This window comes from Edaphobacter sp., from assembly GCF_035763405.1.
GTDB lineage: Bacteria > Acidobacteriota > Terriglobia > Terriglobales > Acidobacteriaceae > Edaphobacter.
Genome location: NZ_DASUBE010000015.1, coordinates 1 through 18,509, shown reverse-complemented (window position 1 = coordinate 18,509; position 18,509 = coordinate 1). Strand labels below are relative to the sequence as shown.

16 protein-coding genes and 1 pseudogene are annotated in these 18,509 nt (G+C 62.5%); 13 read left to right on the top strand and 4 right to left on the bottom strand.

Annotated elements, in window-relative coordinates:
• The 6 genes and pseudogenes from VFU66_RS01615 to VFU66_RS01590 form a co-directional block, all read left to right on the top strand.
• Positions 1-418 (top strand): annotated as a pseudogene (locus VFU66_RS01615) (EmrB/QacA family drug resistance transporter); the annotation flags it as partial.
• Positions 419-560: 142 nt separating this feature from the next.
• Positions 561-1,751, top strand: coding sequence for a glycoside hydrolase family 5 protein (locus VFU66_RS01610; protein ID WP_326444481.1), 1,191 nt, complete (start codon positions 561-563; stop codon positions 1,749-1,751).
• Between the two features lie 69 nt (positions 1,752-1,820).
• Positions 1,821-3,044 carry an MFS transporter gene (locus VFU66_RS01605; protein ID WP_326444480.1) on the top strand — a complete coding sequence of 408 codons (1,224 nt, stop codon included), beginning with the start codon at positions 1,821-1,823 and terminating at the stop codon, positions 3,042-3,044.
• Positions 3,045-3,166: 122 nt separating this feature from the next.
• On the top strand, positions 3,167-3,526 hold the full coding sequence (locus VFU66_RS01600; protein WP_326444479.1) for a VOC family protein: 360 nt from the start codon (positions 3,167-3,169) through the stop codon (positions 3,524-3,526).
• 249 nt (positions 3,527-3,775) lie between these two features.
• A complete protein-coding gene (locus VFU66_RS01595; protein WP_326444478.1) occupies positions 3,776-4,915 on the top strand; it encodes a YCF48-related protein in 1,140 nt (379 codons plus the stop codon).
• 87 nt (positions 4,916-5,002) lie between these two features.
• Positions 5,003-6,199, top strand: coding sequence for a type II secretion system F family protein (locus tag VFU66_RS01590; RefSeq protein ID WP_326444477.1), 1,197 nt, complete (start codon positions 5,003-5,005; stop codon positions 6,197-6,199).
• A gap of 246 nt (positions 6,200-6,445) precedes the next feature.
• Here the strand turns inward: VFU66_RS01590 and VFU66_RS01585 are convergent, their stop codons facing one another.
• Both VFU66_RS01585 and VFU66_RS01580 read right to left on the bottom strand, forming a co-directional pair.
• On the bottom strand, positions 6,446-7,930 hold the full coding sequence (locus VFU66_RS01585; RefSeq protein WP_326444476.1) for a sulfatase family protein: 1,485 nt from the start codon (positions 7,928-7,930) through the stop codon (positions 6,446-6,448).
• A 53-nt stretch (positions 7,931-7,983) separates the two neighbouring features.
• Entirely contained in the window at positions 7,984-8,547 is a 564-nt protein-coding gene (locus tag VFU66_RS01580) for an HdeD family acid-resistance protein (RefSeq protein WP_326444475.1), read from the bottom strand.
• Positions 8,548-8,815: 268 nt separating this feature from the next.
• On the opposite strand from VFU66_RS01580, the gene VFU66_RS01575 reads away from it, so the two are divergent.
• From VFU66_RS01575 to VFU66_RS01550, 6 genes are all read left to right on the top strand, one after another.
• The gene (locus tag VFU66_RS01575) at positions 8,816-10,450 is read left to right on the top strand and encodes a GspE/PulE family protein (RefSeq protein ID WP_326444474.1); all 1,635 of its coding nucleotides are present in this window, start codon (positions 8,816-8,818) and stop codon (positions 10,448-10,450) included.
• 61 nt (positions 10,451-10,511) lie between these two features.
• The gene (locus VFU66_RS01570; RefSeq protein ID WP_326444473.1) at positions 10,512-11,567 is read left to right on the top strand and encodes a hypothetical protein; all 1,056 of its coding nucleotides are present in this window, start codon (positions 10,512-10,514) and stop codon (positions 11,565-11,567) included.
• The gene (locus VFU66_RS01565) at positions 11,567-12,208 is read left to right on the top strand and encodes a PilN domain-containing protein (protein ID WP_326444472.1); all 642 of its coding nucleotides are present in this window, start codon (positions 11,567-11,569) and stop codon (positions 12,206-12,208) included. Before VFU66_RS01570 ends, VFU66_RS01565 begins: the two co-directional genes overlap by 1 nt.
• Positions 12,205-12,864, top strand: a complete 660-nt coding sequence (locus VFU66_RS01560) for a hypothetical protein (RefSeq protein WP_326444471.1) — start codon at positions 12,205-12,207, stop codon at positions 12,862-12,864. Before VFU66_RS01565 ends, VFU66_RS01560 begins: the two co-directional genes overlap by 4 nt.
• On the top strand, positions 12,861-13,442 hold the full coding sequence (locus VFU66_RS01555) for a hypothetical protein (protein ID WP_326444470.1): 582 nt from the start codon (positions 12,861-12,863) through the stop codon (positions 13,440-13,442). The genes VFU66_RS01560 and VFU66_RS01555 overlap by 4 nt, the downstream gene beginning before the upstream one ends.
• Before the next feature lie 7 nt (positions 13,443-13,449).
• The gene (locus VFU66_RS01550) at positions 13,450-14,415 is read left to right on the top strand and encodes a type II secretion system protein (protein ID WP_326444469.1); all 966 of its coding nucleotides are present in this window, start codon (positions 13,450-13,452) and stop codon (positions 14,413-14,415) included.
• 25 nt (positions 14,416-14,440) lie between these two features.
• Here VFU66_RS01550 and VFU66_RS01545 read toward each other — a convergent pair whose 3' ends face one another.
• On the bottom strand, positions 14,441-16,342 hold the full coding sequence (locus VFU66_RS01545) for an ArnT family glycosyltransferase (RefSeq protein WP_326444468.1): 1,902 nt from the start codon (positions 16,340-16,342) through the stop codon (positions 14,441-14,443).
• 172 nt (positions 16,343-16,514) lie between these two features.
• On the opposite strand from VFU66_RS01545, the gene VFU66_RS01540 reads away from it, so the two are divergent.
• Positions 16,515-18,077: a Ppx/GppA phosphatase family protein gene (locus tag VFU66_RS01540; protein ID WP_326444467.1), complete on the top strand. Its 1,563-nt coding sequence runs from the start codon at positions 16,515-16,517 to the stop codon at positions 18,075-18,077.
• Here VFU66_RS01540 and VFU66_RS01535 read toward each other — a convergent pair.
• Positions 18,029-18,509 (bottom strand): SixA phosphatase family protein (locus tag VFU66_RS01535; RefSeq protein ID WP_326444466.1); only part of this gene is annotated, 481 nt, incomplete at its 5' end. The two genes, VFU66_RS01540 and VFU66_RS01535, sit on opposite strands and share 49 nt — an antisense overlap.

The window sequence follows — 18,509 nt, the reverse complement described above, 5'->3', positions numbered from 1 at the left end:
GCCCATCAACACGGCGGCTTACGGCACACTGCGCAACGAGCAGATCGGCAACGCCAGCGGCCTGTTCAACCTGATGCGCAACGTTGGCGGCTCAATCGGCATCTCGCTGGCTTCGACGCTGCTGGTGCGCCGCGCCGATGTACATCAGAATCTGATCACGAACTCCGTCCCGCAGACGGGCCAGAACTTCCAGAACGCGCTCTCGAACACGACCCACGCGGTCTCCAGCTATTTCGGACATGCGAATGCCTCGGGCCCGGGCGCGGCCCTGCTCTACCAGCAGTTGCTGAAGCAGGCGACCGCGTGGGCGTTCGTGGATGTCTTCCGCTGGCTCTCGCTGCTGAGCTTCTTCTGCATCATCTTTGTATGGCTCTTCAAGAAGGTGAAGCCCGGCAGAGGCCCAGCCGGGGCGCACTGAAACTTCCAAAGACGACCACGGATTAACGCGGATTTTCACGGATCATGCTTTTATCCGTGCTCATCAGTGTTAATCCGTGGTCGCCTTGCATTGTCATTCCGCGGCGAAGCGGCCGAATCCACTCCTGTTCAACCGATTTAGTGTGTCCACTCGGCCGATCTCCGGTAGAGTGGATGCCATGCTCAACTGCTCGTTCCTCAAACATGCGGCAGCTGCCGGTGCTGTTGCGATGATGCTCGCGCTTGCGCCTCAGGCGCTGGCCCAGCAACCCGATCAGCTTGCGTTCACACGCGCGCAGCATCTTCAGCACGGCATCAACACGAGCATCTGGTTTGCGCAGAGCCCGGGCAACTACTCGGTCGAGCGGCTCCGCACCTTCACGACGCAGGACGACCTTGCGCTCATCCAGCGCCTCGGCTTCGATCACATCCGAGTGAGCGTTGATCCGGTTCCGCTGATCGAGGCGTTTCGCGCCGAGTCTGTGCCGGGGCCGTTTGTCGAGCAGCTCGACTCGGTCGTCAAATTCGCCAACGCGCACGGGCTCGCCGTCATCATCGATATCCACCCCGAGAGCCAGTACAAAGCGACGCTGTTTCAGGGTGAGGACGGCGTCCAGCATTTTGCCGCGCTCTGGCGCATGCTCGCCGCGCACTATGCGCACACCGACCCGAACCTCGTCTTCTTCGAGCTCATGAATGAGCCGGAGCAGAGCGACCCCTACCGTTGGCAGGGCATCGAAAACTTTGTCGCGCACCAGATTCGGCAGGTTGCGCCGGAGCATACCATCATTGCCTCAGCCGCGCACTGGGACGGGCTCGATGACCTGCTCCAGATCCAGCCGCTCAGCCTCCAGAACGTTATCTACACCTTCCATGACTACGAGCCATTCCCATTCACGCACCAGGGCGCGACGTGGACAGACCCGCGCGTCCAGCCGCTGCGCGACGTGCCGTATCCGTCGTCGCCCGAGGCGGTCGCCAGAAATCTCGCGCAGGAGCCGACGCTCGACGGCAAGTTCTTCATCGAGCAGTACGGGCAGGACCGCTGGGACGCCAGCCGTGTCGATGCGACGATTAAATTTGCGAGTCTATGGTCGGAGCAGTACCACGCGCCGGTCTACTGCGGCGAGTTCGGCGTACATATCCCCGTGGCCGACCCGGCCATGCGCGCGGAGTGGATTCACGATATGCGCGTCGCCTTCGAGCACTACCACATCGGCTGGGCCATGTGGGACTACCAGACTAACTTCGGCGTGGTTGCGAAGAAAGACGGCAAGGCCGTTCCGAATGAGCTTGTGGTGAAGGCGCTGGGGCTGAACGAAAGCGCAAAGTAGGGAACGGAAAGCAGGGGCACGGGAGATGCAAAAAGTGGTCTGCAACCCTGCCGTGATACTTTCAAGGCCATGCAGGAAGACGCTGCCGAGCCGTCCGTAACTCATTCCGAGCGCCCGTGGATCTTCGGGCTTCTGATTGCGCCGGTTGCGGTGCTCTCGAACGGCGTCATCTCGGGCGTGCTGTCGTATCTGCTCAGGCAGCAGGGAGTCGGTTCGGCGCGCGGCGCTGCGATTATCTCGCTGCTCAATCTGCCGCAGACGATTTATTTTCTGTGGAGCCCCGTCACCGACTTCTGGATTCTGCGTCGCAACTGGCTCATGCTCGGGTCCGTTGCATCGGCTGCGCTGCTGATGGTTGCCTTTCACCAGCCGAACCTCGCCACGCGCACCGCCGTGACGCTTCTGTTTCTCAGCGCCTGCCTCTGCCAACTCGTCGTTGCCAGTTGCGGAGGCATGATGGGCACGCTCCACGCCGAGGCCACGCGCCGCCGTGCCAGCAGCTTCTACCAGGCCGGCTCGCTTGCCTTCGGGGCGCTCGGCATCTTTGTGCTCGCGTCGCTGGCAGGCAAATTCCAGCTCGGCACCCTCGGCTGGATCACCGCCGCACTCGTCGCCCTGCCTGCGCTGATCGCCTTCGGCGCGCCTCGTCAGGACTTCATCCAGACGAACGGGTTCAACGATGCGATGGCCCGCGTCTGGAGCGAGTTCAAGGCTACCTTCATCCGCTGGGAGGCCATCCCCTACACGCTCCTGATGACCTTCCCGATAGCCAGCGGAGCGGCCATCGGCCTGCTTCCCGGCCTCGCCGTGGACTATGGAGTCGGCGGCCAGCAGATCGCCTGGATGAACGGGTTGGGCGGAGCGGTCCTTACGGCTGCGGGCGCACTGGCGGCCAGCCTGGTTCCGGCGCGGATTTCGGCCCCGGTGGCGTATCTCACCTCGGGCATCATCAACGCGACCACGCTGGCTGTGCTCGCGCTCGGCCCGCTGCATCCGGCCACGTACTTTACCGGAGTGACGCTTTACCTGTTCACCGTCGGGGCCGGCTACGCACTGTTCACCGCTGTCCTGCTCGAATTCCTCGGGGCCTCGGGCAAGAGCGGCAGCGGCCGTTACTCCATCATCAACTCGCTCGGCAACGTTCCTGTGGTCTACATGATCTTCCTCGACGGCAAAGGATACGGCCACTGGGGCACGCGCGGGCTGCCAGCGACCGAGGCGATTGTCGGTACGCTGGGGGCGGTCATTCTGCTGGCGTATTTTCTGACGCGCAAACAACAGCCTGCGGTTTAGCCTCGGTCCTCGAAGAGCAGCCGGGGTGAATTTGTCTCGAAAAAAGACATTCGCTTAGCGACGGCGATCATCTGAAGAAGGGTACGGGCCTTCCAAAATTCCTACAAGGAGCACCACAAGCAATGGCAAATCCCTTCGTTCATCTTGAACTCAATACTCCCGATACCGCGAAGACCAAAGAGTTCTATGGAAAGCTCTTCGGCTGGACCTTCCAGGACAACGACATGGGCGGCGGCATGGTCTACAGCATGTTCAAGACCGACGGCGGCCCCGGCGGCGGCATCTATACCCATCCCGGAGCACCCAACCAGTGGCTCGCCTACGTCGGCGTTGACGACATCCACGCCGCCACCGCCAAGGCCAGGTCCCTGGGAGCCAAAGTCGAAGTCGAGGCACGGGAGATCCCCCATACCGGTTGGTTCACCGTCCTCACCGACCCGACCGGCGCGACCATCGCCCTCTGGCAGCCCATGAGTAAGTAGCCCAGAAGATCGGCTGTCAACCCACAATCGGTGAAGAAACTCTGTAAGCTGTTCCAGACGAAGCGCTTCTTCCGTCCGGGATTTGGCGGGTTTCCCCCTCGCTATCTGAGATAATAGAAAGAGAAGCAAAGAGCCTCGGCCCGTGCCGGGGCTTTTTCGTTTAGCATCGAAGCCTGAAGATGAAGTCCGGACCTAAGTCCAATGTTTGAAGGACTTTGAGTACTTAAGTAGGGGGAGGGGTACTGGCCGATGAAAGCGAGAGTCATCTACCTGAGCATTGTCCTCGCGCTGCTCGCCACGACCGCGCCAGCTCAGTGGGACATCCAAGACTCCCACACCACGGCCAGCCTGCGCGGCATCGACAATGTCGGCAAGGGAGTCGCGTGGGCCAGCGGGACGGACGGCACCGTTCTTCGCACCGAGGACGGAGGCTACGTCTGGCAGCTCTGCGCCATCCCTCCCGGGGCCGAGAAGCTCGACTTCCGCGGCATCCAGGCCTCCGACGCCAACACCGCCATCGTCATGTCCTCAGGCAAAGGCGACCTCTCCCGCCTCTACAAAACCACCGACGGCTGCCAGACATGGAAGCTCATCTTCACCAACCCGGACAAAGACGGCTTCTTCGACAGCATCCGAACCACCGCCCCCAAAACCATCTACGTACTCGGAGACCCCGTCGCTGGAAAGTTCGCTATGTACTTCACCGACGACAGCGGCAGCAACTGGTTCACCGCAGCCGATCCCGGACGAGACGCCTCCGCCGCTGACGGCGCATTCGCCGCCAGTAACTCTGCTCTCCTGCCGATAGGCCCATTCCTATTCTTCGGTACCAGTGCCAGTACGAACGCACCTCCCCACATCTACTTCACTCAGGCAAAATGTGTCGCTCCGCCTGATCATCCAAAGGCGTTCCCAACCCAATGCAGCATCGAGTGGAAACGCAGCGAAGTCCCATTGGCTTCCGGCAGTTCCAGATCGGGTATCTTCTCGCTCGACGGCTATATGAGTCCCACAAAGAGCGGCATCCCGAAGATCACCATAGTGGCTATCGGAGGAACCTACGACAAACCCGAGCAAGCCTCCAATATCGTCGCCAGTTCGGACGATGGCGGCAGGACATGGAGTGCGTCAACGACCCCGCCCCACGGTTTCCGCAGCGCGGTAGCGTATGACGCAGACCAGAAACTCTGGATCACCGTTGGTCCGAACGGCACCGACATCTCCACCGACGACGGCCGCAACTGGCGTGCTCTGAAACCCAGCTCCACCGACCCGCCCGACGCCGACAAAAACTGGAACGCCCTCTCGCTCCCCTACGTCGTCGGCCCCAACGGACGCATCGGCAAGCTCCGCACCATCAGCGTCAATAACCCCGTCGTCAGGAAGTGAACGTGCAGGCGTGGTTTCGATTTTTGAAGCGTCTAATATGAACTTGTGCGGCACCGATGGTGATGTTGAGAGTAGCGTTCAACTTCTATGAATGAGTTTGTAGTCAAACTGGCGGACGAGCGCGGGCGCGTGCAGGAGCAGACCCACTCGGCTGCGACAGCCGAGGAGCTGCGCGCGCGGTTTACGCAGGCCGGATACTATGTCTACTCGGTGAAGGCGCGGGGGGCGCTGGGCGGCGCGGCCAAGAAGGTCAAACTCGAAACGTTTCTGGTCTTCAATCAACAGTTCCTGACGCTGATTCGCGCAGGGTTGCCGATTCTTGGCTCGCTGGAACTGCTGGCAAAGCGCCAGAAGGTTCCGCACTTTCGCGCGCAACTGGAGGACGTGGCCGCGCGCGTGAAGACAGGCGAGTCGCTCTCGCAGGCGTTTGAGGCGCAGGGCGGATTTCCGGTGGTCTATACGACGACGCTGCTGGCGGGCGAGCGGTCGGGCAATCTGGAAGAGGTCTTGCAGCGGTATCTGGACTTTCAGCGCGTCTCGCTGACGTTTCGCAAGAAGTTGAAGGCAAGCCTGATCTATCCGGCGCTGCTGGTCATCATGGTGATTGCGCTGTTCATCTTTCTGATCACGTTTGTCGTGCCGAGGTTTGCGCAGTTGTACGAGCAACTGGGCACGACGCTGCCTTCGCTGACACTGTTCCTGCTAGGTCTTGGAAAAGACGCGCAGCACTATGGGATATATGTTGCCGTTGTCGTGGGAGTGGCGGGGTTTCTGATCTATCGCTGGGCGAAGACGGATGCCGGGGCCTCGGCGTTGGATAAGGTGCGGATCTCGCTGCCTGTGTTTGGCCCGGTGTGGCTGAAGTACCAGGTCGGGCTGTTCTCGCGGACGCTCTCGACGCTGCTCTCGGGCGGACTGCCGCTGGTGCCGTCGCTGGAGACAGCGGCGCGGTCGATCGATTCGCGGCAGATCGGCAACGCGGTCTTTAAGAGCGTGGAGACGGTGCGCGAAGGCAAGGGGCTTTCGGCGAGTCTGGATAAGACGAAGGTCTTTCCGGACCTGGCGACGGAGATGATCGAGGTGGGCGAGTCCACCGGCGCGCTGCCCGGGATGCTGAACTCGGTTGCGGAGTTCTTTGAGGAAGACGTGCAGACCAGCCTGACGGCGGCGATGAGCCTGATCGAGCCGGCGATCCTGATCATCATGGGCGTCGTCGTGGTGACGATCCTGATTGCGCTGTACCTGCCGATCTTCAGCCTTGGCGCGAGCGGGGCCGGGCAATAGAAGGCTGCGAAAAATACCTGCTTTGTGCTTTGCGGTGGAAGCGCAGGCCTTTAGAGGGTGCTGAAGAAGTCCGTTTTGCTTAAGGGCACGGCTTCAGCCGTGCCGCAAGTACCGCAAAATCAACGCGGCTTTAGCCGCTGAGGTACGCTTTCTTCCCGGCGAGACACTTTTTCAGCACCCTCTTTAGCCCGGGGCTCTCGCCAGCCAATACAAGCAAGCTTTTCGGCACTCACAGTAAGCCCCGATTCATCGTCTGTCGTCCGGTTCCCAGGCCCAGGCAGGCAGGGGTTGGTTGGAGGGGATGCGAGCGGCGGCTCCGGGCGGGGTGGTGATGCTGGCCGGGTTTTGGCGTAGCTCGGCGAAGGCTTGCTGTACGGGGTCGGGCATAGTCTTTATTTGGGATTCGGCGTCGCTCAGAATTTCTTCGATGATCTCTGGGTGCAGTCTGGCTACGTCGTAGCTTTCGGCAGGATCGGTCCTGAGATTGTAGAGTTCCGGGTGAGGGAGCCAGTAGCTTTTGCGTGGGGAGCCGTGGTCGTTGATGTAGATTTCGCCACCCCCGAGTTGAGCGAAGCGGAGCTTCCAGTCGCCTTTGCGGGCGCAGTGAAAGTCCATGCCCTGCGCGGTCATCGGCGTGAAGTAGAGCAGGGACTTGCGCGCTGCTTCTTCGGGTGAGCCGAGCAGATTGTGTTTCATGTCGATGCCATCGATCGGTTTTGGCGATGCGGGTAAATTGCATAACGAGGCGAGTGTGGGGAGAACATCGAGGTTCGACATCCACGTGTTTGAGACTTGACCTGCACGAATGGCGGCGGGCCAGTGCGCGATGAGTGGGACGCGGAATCCGCCTTCGAAGGTGGAGCCTTTTCTGCCGCGCAGAGGGCCTGGGCATCCCTGAAACCAGGGGCCGTGGTCGCTGGTGAAGAGAATGAGTGTGTCTTCGAGCAGACCTTTTGTGCGGAGGGATTGAACGACCTGGCCGACGCTCCAGTCGATCTCCTCGATGGCGTCGCCTTGCTCGCCGAAGCCGGATTTCCCATGGAAACGCGGCGAGGAACGGGCGGGGTCGTGTGGGTAGGAGAAGGCGAAGTAGAGGAAGAATGGCTTGTCCGTGTGCTGCTGGTCAAGGAAGCGTAGAGCCTCTTCGGTATAGCGTGGCGTGAGCAGGGTGCGGTCGGTGTCTTCTTCGAGGATTTCGGTGTCGCGGATGAGTGGCAAGGGCTTCATGTCGACGCTGTAGGGGACGCCGTAGTAGGAGTCGAAGCCGCGATGCGTGGGCAGGTATTCGGGCGCGTCGCCGAGGTGCCATTTACCGATGGCCTTCGTGGTGAATCCGTGCTGGTGGAAGAGGTCGCCGAGGGTGGTCTCGTCGAGCGCGAGGCCGGTGGGGGAGTGGGGCATGAAGGCTCCGCGCGCGCCGCTGCGGGTGCCGTAGCGGCCGGTCATGAGCGCGGCGCGCGAGGCCGAGCAGATGGGGTGCGCGGAGTTGAAGTACGTGAAGCGGATGCCTTCGGCGGCGAGGCGGTCGAGGTTTGGCGTGGGCAGGTGCGAGCCGTAGCAGCCGAGGTCGCCGTAGCCGAGGTCGTCGCAGATGAACAGGATGACGTTGCGCGGACGCTTGCTGGTGTCGTGGTGGTGCGTGGCTTGTGGTGCAGGTGCCGCGGCCTGTGCCTTGGGAAGCGCGATGGTCGCGGCCATTGAAGCAAGAAAGGTGCGGCGAGTGGTTTCCATGGCGCTGCCTTTATCTCACAGAATGGTGAGAGATGCCATTCGCGTGCGTCTCTTTATGCCGCAGCGGAGATAAGGCGACGGGTGGTGAGCGAGAGCATCAGGCGCGAGAAGCCGCTGAAGACCATGCTGATGCCGACCAGTGTGCCGATGGCCCAGACGCTGCTGACCGGCCAGGTGCGCCACACCATAAAGGCGAGGAGGAGGGTGATGATGCCGTCGAAGAGCGTCCAGCCCCAGCCGGGTGCGGGGTGCAGGCGGATGGCGAGGATGAACTCGAACGCCGATTCAAACAGCAGGTAGATGGCGAGCGCGAGGGTGAGCGTCAGCAGGCCGGAGAGCGGGTGGAGGGTAAGGTCAATGCCAACGATAAGGTAGACGATGCCGAGCAGAATCTCCCAGACCTTTCTGCCGGTGGTGTGTACCTTCCAGGCAAAGATGAGGTGGAAGACGCCGCTGACGATCAGCAGCCAGCCGACGAAGATGGTGACACCGACCCCGCTGATGCCGGGTGCGGCAATGGCGATCAGGCCGAAGAGAATGAGCAGGATGCTGAGGGCAACGGACCATCCCAGGGACTTGTAGACGATGCCCGCGAGGGGGCTAGGCGAGGAACTCATGCGGGATGTCCTCCAAAGGGTATAGATGAACTGGTGTCCAGGAGGTGGAAGGGAATAGCTTTCGGTGCGGTGCTTCCTGAATAATAGGCATTGCCAGCCTGAAACGCGGTTAGCCCGGGCACACTGGATTGGTTGCCGGGATCAGGACACAGGTTGTCCTGATGCGTCATTTGGAAGTGCACAGCGTGGCCGGTTTTTTTGGGACAGGCATCTTTGGAGTGACCGGAAAGTCGCAGTGACGGTTGGGTGGAAGGGGAGTCTTACGGATATGGCAATGGCGCCGCTGGCAATACCGGTCAACGAACCCGGAATCGATGAGGTGGAACGCGCGCAGTCTCTGGCGCGGCGCTATCATGCGGAGTTTGTTGACCTGAAGAACTTCAAGATCTCGCACGAACTGTTCAAGAGCGTGCCGGTGGACATGATGTTCCGCTACAACTTCGTACCCCTGGAGCAGGAGAACGGCCGGCTGGCGATTGCGGTCTCGGACCCGTCGAAGCTGATGGTGCTCGACGAGATCTCGGGCCTGCTGGGGCAGCGGCTGGTGACGCGCGTGGCCACGCTCTCGCAGATTACCGAATTGCTGAAGAAGACCGAACAGTCGCAGCGCGTACTCGACGAGGCGAGCGAAGGCCTGGCGTTCGATGTGCTTTCAAGCGAAGACCTTGGCGATGAGAACATCTCCATCGAGCGGCTGACGAGCGAAGATGACATCTCGCCGATCATCCGGCTGGTGGATACGACGATCTTCACGGCGCTGGAGCGGCGCGCCTCGGACATTCACCTCGAGACCTTCGACGACTCGCTGCTGGTGAAGTACCGTATCGACGGCGTGCTACAGCAGGCGATGGCCCCGATTGCGCGCGAGCATCATCAGACGATCCTGTCGCGCATCAAGGTGATGAGCGAACTCGACATCGCCGAGCGTCGCGTGCCGCAGGATGGCCGCTTCCGCGTGCGCTACAAGGGCAGGCTCATCGACTTCCGCGTCTCGATTATGCCGACGGTGCATGGCGAAAACGCCGTGCTGCGCGTGCTCGATAAAGAGTCGATGTCGGAGAAGTTCAAGAAGCTGTCGCTCGACGTGGTGGGCTTCGCGGACAGGGATCTCGAACGCTTTCGCCGCTACATCAAAGAACCCTACGGCATGGTGCTGGTCACTGGGCCGACGGGATCGGGGAAGACGACGACGCTCTACGCCGCGCTGAACGAGATTAAGTCCGAAGAAGACAAGATCATCACCATCGAAGACCCGGTCGAGTATCAGATTCGCGGCATCACACAAATTCCGGTGAACGAGAAGAAGGGCCTGACGTTTGCACGCGGGCTGCGCTCGATTCTGCGTCACGACCCAGACAAGATTCTCGTCGGCGAGATCCGCGATGCGGAGACGGCGCAGATTGCCATCAACTCCGCGCTGACCGGGCACCTGGTGTTCACGACCGTCCATGCGAACAATGTGGTCGATGTGCTGGGGCGTTTTCTGAACATGGGCGTTGAGCCGTACAACTTCGTCTCGGCGCTGAACTGCATTCTGGCGCAGCGGCTGGTGCGGCAGGTGTGCGAGTTCTGCGTGCGCGAGGTGCGCTACAGCGACGCGGAGCTGCTGGCCAGCGGGCTCGATCCGGAGGAGTGGCGCAACTTCAACTTTCGCGAAGGCGCGGGCTGCATCGAGTGCGCAGGGACGGGGTATCGCGGGCGCTCGGCCATCCATGAGCTGCTCGAGTTGGACGACGAGATCCGAGAGATGCTGCTGGCCAAGAAGCCCGGAAGCGAGATTCGGAAGAAGGCCCGGGACAAGGGCATGGCGTTTCTGCGCGACTCGGCGCTCGAGCGCGTGCGTGCCGGCATCACGACGCTCAAGGAGATCAATAAGGTGACGTTTATCGAGGCGGGGCGGTAAAGCAGGGAATGGAATAGGGATCAGGGATCGGAAAACTGCTGCACAGGTTAGTCTAGGACGAATGGAATTTTTGCCGAAAGCATTGGGGACGCGGCCGCGGCTGGCGGTTGAGGTTCGGGCCGAAGGTGTGGTGGCGGCGCGCGCGGAAGACGCTGCCGCTCTGCTGACGGCCGTGGGACATGGCGAGCTGGCCGAGGGCGCGCTTGCGCCTGGATTGAAGGCTGGCAATATCGCGGACCGCTCCGGCGTGGTTGCCGCGGTGCGCTCGGCGCTTGAAGGCGTTGCCGGGCGCGGCATGGAACGTTCGCGTTATGTGACGCTGGTGGTGCCCGATGCCGCGGCGCGCGTGCTGCTGCTGGACTTCGATACGCTGCCCTCGAAGGAGGCCGAGGCGCTGCCGGTGGTGCGCTTCCGGTTGAAGAAGCTGCTGCCGTTTGATGCGGACGAGGCTGCGGTGAGCTATCAGGTGATGTCCTCGGCGAAGGACGCGGTGCGCGTGGTCGCGGTGGCCATGCCGAAGGACGTGCTGGCGGAGTACGAAGCAGTCGTGACGTCAGCCGGGTACCAGCCCGGGGCCGTACTGCCCAGCACGCTGGCCGCGCTTGCGGGGCTGGATGAGTCGGACGCGCCCGTGCTGGTAGTGAACGCCGGAGAGGGATCGGTGACGACGGCGATTGTGCAGGCGGGTGTGCTGTTGTTGCATCGCTCGGTCGAGATGGGCAGCGAAGCCCGTATCGAGGTCCACGCGCCTGTGCCCACACCCATCCCTGCGCCCGGCGGATATGATCCGTTTGAGGCCGAGGCTGCGATGCAGACGTCAACGGTGGGAGCGGAGATTGAGCGCGAAGCTGCCGAAGCTCGCGCGGCGGATGAAGCCGTGCAGGCGGTGAGCGTGGCGGCGGCGTACTTTGAAGACACGCTGCGCGTCGCGCCGGAGACCGTGCTCTCGGCGGGAACGCTTGGCGCAGACGCTCTGACTTCGATGATGGACGAGCGCGGACTGCGTGGCCTGCGCGTGCGCGAGATGGTGGACGCAAGCGTCTTGCAGGCTTCGGCGGCAACGGCAGCGGTGCCGCGCGGCTGGCTGGCCGGTGTTCGGGGGGCGCTCAGGAACTGATGAAGATCTCGGTTAATCTCGCAACACGGCCTTTTGTCGAACTGCGGCCTCTCTATGCACGGCTCAGGCTGGCGATGGTGTTGCTCGTGGCTCTGGCCGTGGGGCTGGGGTTTGCGCTCCATGTGCTGGATGCAAAGTCGAGCGTTGCCGAGGCGCAGATGAATGCGCTGAAGGCGAAGACGACGCAGTTCGAGCACGAGCGTCAGACGAACGAGGCGCGGATGCGCCAGCCCGCGAACATGGCGGTGCTCGAACGGTCGCGCTTTCTGAACCAACTGTTTGCCGAAAAGAGTTTTAGCTGGACCGCCGTGATGATGGACCTGGAGCGGGTGCTGCCCGCAGGCGTGCAGGTGACGAGCATCGACCCGGTGATCACGAAGGAGGGCGATGTTAACATTCGGCTCCGTGTGAGCGGCGAGCGCGACCGCGCGGTGCAACTGGTGCGGAACCTCGAGACCTCGCAGCGGTTTCTTTCGCCGCGCCTGAGCGGGGAGACGGCGTTGACGCCCTCGGCTGGACAGGGCGGCCCGATGGCTGCTCCCGGCGGCGTGGTGTTTGAGATTATGAGCGGCTACAACCCTCTGCCGGAGAAGACCGCATCGGCCACCAACGTTGCCAGGAAGAGTGGAGGGGTGCGATGACCGTGGCAACGAAGCGTCCCGAGACCCGACAGGCAGCCGAGACGATGCGCGGGTGGATGAATCTGTTGAACCTGCACGTTGCCGGAGTGGCTGTGCTGGCGCTGGTGAATCTGTACCTGCTTGCTCATATCTTTTTTGCATGGAGCGCGGCGAACAGCCGGAATGCGGACGCGATGGAACGCCAGTCCGTGGCCATGAAGACAGCAGAGATTGCGAAGAAGCCGCTCGAAGGGCTGGACGAAAAGCTGACGGCAGCGACGGTGAATGCTGACAAGTTTTATAAGCAGCGGCTGCCGTTTGCCAACTCCGAGGTTGCGGGCGAACTTGGCGCGCTGGCGAGAAAACAGAACGTGAAGCTGACGCGCGTGGGCTATACTTACGCTCCGGTGATGGCGGGATCGGCGGGTGCGCTGACCGAGGTCAGGATGGATGCGAGCCTGAGCGGAGACTACCGCCCCTTGGTGCTGTTCATCAATTCGCTGGAACGAGACAAGATGTTCTTCCTGATCGACGGCGTCTCGCTGACCGGGCAGCAGAGCGGAACGGTGGGCCTGCGGCTGCGGCTGACGACGTATCTCAGGCCTCCGGTTGGAACCGAAGGCACAGAGAAGAGCGTGTTGTCTGCAAGCGCGAACGCAGCGGGAGGCGGACGATGAAGTTCACTCCCGACATGCAGAAAAAGGCAGCCGTCATTGCAGGGTTTGCAGTGCTGATGGCCGGCGTCCTCTATTACGATCTGCGCGACGACAGCACGCCCGCGCCGCCGCCTGTTGTGATTACAACTCACACTGGAACCACGACAGGGGCAGCAGCAAAAAGTGTAGGGACGACGGCCGCCTCGCTCGATCCCACGCTGAAGATGGGGCCGATGCTGGTGACGGAGTCGCTGGTGTACTCCGGCAGCGGACGCAACATTTTTTCGGCTGCCGCCGCGCCGGTTGACATCCCGAAGCCGCTTGCGCCGGCGCGCCCGAAGGGCCCGGTTGTGCCGGTGTTTACGCCACCGCCCGGACCTCCGCCTCCTCCGCCTATCGACCTGAAGTTCTTCGGGACGGAGACCTCGAAGGACGGGCGCACACGCGCGTTTCTGCTGAACGGCGAGGATGTGTTTCTGGCCTCACCTGGTGACATCGTGAAGCGGCGATACAAGGTGGACTCGATCAAGGCGAACTCGATTGTGGTCGAGGACCTGACCGACAATAACAGACAGACGCTGCCCTTGATCGGGCATTGAGGATGAGATGAAGGACGACGTGCAAGGCCGTGAGCAGGAGCAGGGATTTCTGCTGCTGGGGCTGATCGTTGCGATCTTCATCATCCTGCTGACGCTGAGCGTGGCCGCGCCGAAGATGGCGCGCGAGCTGCGCCGCGAGCGTGAAGTCGAGACGGTGCATCGCGGCAATCAGTATGTCCGCGCGATTCAGTTGTACTACCGGAAGTTCGGGCATTATCCGGGGTCGATGGAGCAGTTGGACAAGACCAACATGATCCGGTTTTTGCGGCAGGACTACGTGGACCCGATGACCGGCAAGGTGGACTGGCGCATCATCAAGGTGGGCGAGAACAAGACCACGGTGAAGGGGTTCTTCGGCAAACCGCTGGCAGGCCTGCCGACGGCCGGGCTGGGGTCGGCGGCGGGGATGGCGTCGTCGTTCGGCTCGTCAGGAACGGCTCCGGGTGCTGCTTCGCAAGGGTCTGCGTTTGGAAACTCGGGCTCGATCGGCTCGCCCCTGGGCGGGTCGTCTTCGCCTACATCGGGCATGGGAACTTCGGGGCCGGGAACGAGTTCGCCTTCGGGTAGCAACACAACGGATAACTCGACCGGGTCTTCTTCGGGCGGTACGCAAAGCACCTCGGCATCGAGCTTCACGGGTGCAAGCGGGCCGTTCCTCGGAGTCGGGCTGGTGAAGGACGGCGACTCGATCATTACGCTGAATGAGCAGACCACCTACAACACGTGGGAGTTCATCTACGATCCGCGCATCGAGCAGTTGAAAGCCAAGGCGGCCATGATGGGTGGCGGAGCGACGGGTTTTGGCTCCAGCTCCGGCTCTGGTTCGAGTTCAGGTTTTGGTTCTTCGTCCCCGTTTGGAAGCGGCACAGGGTTCGGCAATTCCACGCCGACATCGAATGGGAACGGGACGAGCGGCAGCGGGACGAATGGTTCCACAGGAACCACGCCGTCTACAAATTCCAATCCGCAATGATGGCGCTGCCTGCTTACAGGGCTGCTCAGTGATCGAGCGGCCGGTCGGTGTAGAGCGCCTTGCCGGAGTTGTCGAGCAGCAGGACCTTATCGTTGCCGAGCAACTGGTCCACTGCGTCGCGCTTTTCAAGCGGCACGAAGAGGACCTTGCGCGGGCCATGTCCCCAGGTGTCGATCAGGTCGCGGTTGGTGAGGAAGATGTGCGGCGCGTCGGGGAAGGTCGATCCGAAGAGCATCGACGTGGAGCGGCCTTCGACCAGATAGACCATCTTGCCGAGATAGAACGGGATCGACGAGCCGTAGGCCTGATCGCCGTACAACATGATCTCGCTGTCGGGCGAGATGGCGTGCGCGGCTTCGAGCTGCTGAATCTTCTGGGCGAAGTTCTCCGACGACATCATCGTGCCGAAGCGCACGAAGGCGATATGCGCAGCGACGAGGAAGACCGTGCTGGTAAGCGCGATGGCTGTGGTCGCGGCAAGATGACGGCGCTTTGAGCGCAGTAGCCACGCGATGGCCGGGCCGACGGCAAAGGTGATCGCGGCGAGCGCTGCAGGCAGACGCAGGGCGGCGAAGCTGGCATCGGTCAGGTCGAAGAGGTGCGACATGGAGAGTGTGTAGTCGCCCACATCGCGGTGCGCAAGCAGATCGCCGATGTCGGGCACGAAGGGCAGGTGGCGCGAGCGCCACAATCCATAGGCCAGCGTGAGCGAGACGCCGATGCCGACGACGGCGAATGCCGCATGCGCGAAGGTGATCCAGCGGCGGCTGGACTTGTCTTCGGCGTAGTTGTCTTCTGCGCGTACCAGCGCCGCAGCAATCAGGATGAGCAGCGCAAGATAGGCGGGAAAGGTGTAGTACTCCTGGTTGGTCGAAATGGAAAAGAAGACAAGCACCAGCGCGGAGTAGAGCGCAAGCAGAAGCGTGGTCTGATGTTTGAAATTGAGTGTGTGCAGATTGTCGCGGAGGGTTGCTGCGCGCGACTTCCACCGCTTCACCGCGACCACGACTGCAGCGGGGATGAAGAGGCTCCACGGAAAGAGCCAGACGATGTGCAGCGACCAGAAGAGGTAGCCGGGGAGCTTGTTGTAGTCCTTCGGGTAGCGTTTGCCGAGGAAGCGCAGGAAGTGCTCGTTGACGAAGTAGAACCAGAAGAAGCCGTGGCCGTTCATGCCGCCGGTATTGCGCAGCCCGGCGAGGATGTGCCATGGCGCGGCGATGGCGAGGAACAATAGCGTGCCGGTGAAGGGCTTGAGCGTGCCCCAGCGTTTGTGTCCGCCGGTGAGCGTGAGGTAGACAAGTCCCGCGCCGCCGAAGAAGACCAGCGCGACCAGGCCTTTTGTCAGCACCGCGAGCGCGAGCAGCGCCCACATCATATAGGCGTACTTTGCGCTTTGCCCGGGCTTGGCCTCCAGCGCACGCAGCAGACAGTAGAGCGCGCCGCAGAGGAAGAGAGTCAGCAGCACTTCAGGAATGAAGACACGGGTGAAGAGGAAAACTCCGGCCGAGGTGAGTATGCCGAGGCCGGTATAGAAGGCGGTGCGGTCGTCGAAGGCGCGGCTGGCCCAGCGGAAGCCGAGCAGGGCGAGCAGCAGCACGCCGATGGCCTGCGGCAGGTGCGCGGCGAATGTATTGAAGCCGAAGACGCGGAAGCTGGCGGCAACGAGCCAATAGGGCAGCGGCGCCTTTTCCAGATAGCGAACGCCGTTGACGTGGAGCGTGACTAGGTCGCCGGTCTGGACCATGTAGCGGGCCGCGTTGGAGTGGGTGGCGTCGGCGTCGTCGAGCAGGGGCGGGCTGAACAGCGCGCTGAAGAAGATGATGAGCCAGAGGCCGGTGAGGATGGCGAGCGCGGTCGAGCGGCGTGGAGCGGAGATGACTCGGGTCTCGGCTCGATCCAGCGGCTTGGAGAGGGTGGAGTTGGTCATGAGGTCGGCAACAGCTTAAGGATACCGGTTTCGGGGTATTTTGGCGCGTTCAGGCCGGACGGTGAGATCCGCGGGTACAGCAGCAGTTAGATGCCGGTGGAACATGGCCGGGTGCGGCGCGGAGAGATGTATCTTGCTTGTGTGAAACTTTTTGTGTGAGGGAGCGTCTGGAATGCCAACGTTCGCGGCAGTGGACATCGGTTCGAATTCGTGCCGGCTGAAGATCGCCTCGGTACAACTGCATCGGCTTAAGACGCTCTACGAAGACCGCGAGGTCACGCGGCTGGGCGAGAGCGTCTTCCAGACCGGCTCGATCTCGCCCGAGGCGATGGCGGCGACCATCCGCGCGCTCAGGCGATTTCACAAGGCGGTGCAGGCGCACGTCGCCGACAAGGTGCGCGTGGTGGCGACCAGCGCCATGCGCGACGCCCGCAACGCCGATGCCTTCACTGAGTGGGTCCGCTCGGCGACAGGGTGGAACGTGGAGGTCATCTCCGGCCTGGAGGAGGGACGACTGATCCACCTTGGTGTGGTGACGCACGAGGTGGGGGCGCGCGCGCGGTGTCTGCTGATCGACTTGGGCGGCGGAAGCTGCGAGGTGACGGTCTCCGATGGCGGACGCATCAAGGCGATGGTCAGTTTGTCGCTTGGTGCGGTGCGCCTGCAGGAGGAGTTTGTGCGCACGGACCCTCCGGTGAAGGAAGACATTGCGCGGTTGAAGCAGTACATCGACCGCGAACTGCGCAAAGCGGAGCGGAAGTTGGGAACGCCGCGCGTGGGATTGGTCATTGCCACGTCAGGGACGGCGGCAGCACTGGCCGAGGCGAGCGGCCATGCACGGGCTGCGGCGAAGGGGAAAAAATCGCTGGCAAAGAAGCGCGAGGAGCGTGTGGGCGCGATGACCGCGGAGACTTCCGACGTGCGCAGGCTGGCCGAGAAGCTGGCGAAGATGACGAATGCCGAGCGCGCAGCGATTCCGGGGATCGGCCCGAAGCGTTCGGAGATCATCGTCGGCGGCGCACTGGTGTATGCCGACCTGCTGGAGCGGCTGGGGCTGAAGGGGTTTCGTTACTCGCCACTGGGCCTGAGGGACGGAATGCTGGCACAGATGCTGGCCGAAGCCGACCTCCGGACCTCGGTGCATCAAAAGATGGAGAGCGAGCGATGGTCGGGCGTGCTGGAGCTTTGCACGCGCTACGGCATCGAGCAGCGCCGCGCGGAGCCTGTTCGCCAGCATGTAGTTGAGTTGTTCGACGCGCTCGATCGCGTGCATGAACTGCCCGCAGAGTACAGGCTGTGGCTGGAGTCGGCGGCGATGATGCAGGAGGCCGGCAAGTTCATGAACCACCAGGGACACTTCCGGCACACGCAGTACATCATCGCCAACTCGGAGATCTTCGGCTTCTCGCCGGAGCAGCGCCTGGTGGTCAGCGCGATTGCCCGCTATCTGGGCAAGACGCGGCCCGATGCGATGGACCGGCTGATGCGCTCGATCCCGGTGGAAGAGCACACGCACGTCGTGCGGTCGGTGGTGCTGCTGCGGCTGGCGGCCGCGCTCAATCAGGACCGCGCCAGCGCCGTGGTCAAGGTGCGGGCGCAGGTCTATCCCAAGCGCGTCGTGCTCGAACTGGTGCCGGGGCGGGGCGGGGCGGAACTGGAGGCGTGGTCGCTGAAGAAGGAGGCCGCTTACTTCCGCGAGGTCTTTCGCCGCGAACTCTTGGTCGAGGTCGCATAGGCAGCCCGGACCGTGCGCGGGTCGAGCAGCGCCTGTAGTACCGCTGGCCCGCGATTCAGCGAGAGCCGCGCCAGCGTGCCTTTGCGCAACCGGATGCGCGGAGCGGTGCCGTTCGCGGAGATGAGTGACCCAAGAAATGCGGTGATATTGGGGTTGTGCCCGACGAGCAGCAGGTTCTCGCTCTTCGAGCAGTCGTGCAGGAGCTTTTGAAAGTCGACCAGGGTGGCTTCGGGGGCCAGCGCGTTCGAGCGGAGGATCTTGGACTCGTAGCCGGTCTCGGTGCCGACCAGAGAAGCCGTCTGAAGACACCGCTTGAGCGGGCTGGAGACGACCAGGTCGAACTGCACGTCAAGCGCGTTGAGCAGTTGCGCCAGTTGCTGGCAATGCTTCTTGCCTTCCTTGTCGAGCGGACGTTTGACGTCCAGCAGTGGA

Bases quoted from the DNA above. Each gene is read 5' to 3' on its own strand.
- VFU66_RS01605 (WP_326444480.1), top strand. From the start codon at position 1,821: ATGCAGGAAGACGCTGCCGAGCCGTCCGTAACTCATTCCGAGCGCCCG.
- VFU66_RS01600 (WP_326444479.1), top strand. From the start codon at position 3,167: ATGGCAAATCCCTTCGTTCATCTTGAACTCAATACTCCCGATACCGCG.
- VFU66_RS01595 (WP_326444478.1), top strand. From the start codon at position 3,776: ATGAAAGCGAGAGTCATCTACCTGAGCATTGTCCTCGCGCTGCTCGCC.
- VFU66_RS01590 (WP_326444477.1), top strand. From the start codon at position 5,003: ATGAATGAGTTTGTAGTCAAACTGGCGGACGAGCGCGGGCGCGTGCAG.
- VFU66_RS01585 (WP_326444476.1), bottom strand. From the start codon at position 7,930: ATGGAAACCACTCGCCGCACCTTTCTTGCTTCAATGGCCGCGACCATC.
- VFU66_RS01580 (WP_326444475.1), bottom strand. From the start codon at position 8,547: ATGAGTTCCTCGCCTAGCCCCCTCGCGGGCATCGTCTACAAGTCCCTG.
- VFU66_RS01575 (WP_326444474.1), top strand. From the start codon at position 8,816: ATGGCAATGGCGCCGCTGGCAATACCGGTCAACGAACCCGGAATCGAT.
- VFU66_RS01570 (WP_326444473.1), top strand. From the start codon at position 10,512: ATGGAATTTTTGCCGAAAGCATTGGGGACGCGGCCGCGGCTGGCGGTT.
- VFU66_RS01565 (WP_326444472.1), top strand. From the start codon at position 11,567: ATGAAGATCTCGGTTAATCTCGCAACACGGCCTTTTGTCGAACTGCGG.
- VFU66_RS01560 (WP_326444471.1), top strand. From the start codon at position 12,205: ATGACCGTGGCAACGAAGCGTCCCGAGACCCGACAGGCAGCCGAGACG.
- VFU66_RS01555 (WP_326444470.1), top strand. From the start codon at position 12,861: ATGAAGTTCACTCCCGACATGCAGAAAAAGGCAGCCGTCATTGCAGGG.
- VFU66_RS01550 (WP_326444469.1), top strand. From the start codon at position 13,450: ATGAAGGACGACGTGCAAGGCCGTGAGCAGGAGCAGGGATTTCTGCTG.
- VFU66_RS01545 (WP_326444468.1), bottom strand. From the start codon at position 16,342: ATGACCAACTCCACCCTCTCCAAGCCGCTGGATCGAGCCGAGACCCGA.
- VFU66_RS01540 (WP_326444467.1), top strand. From the start codon at position 16,515: ATGCCAACGTTCGCGGCAGTGGACATCGGTTCGAATTCGTGCCGGCTG.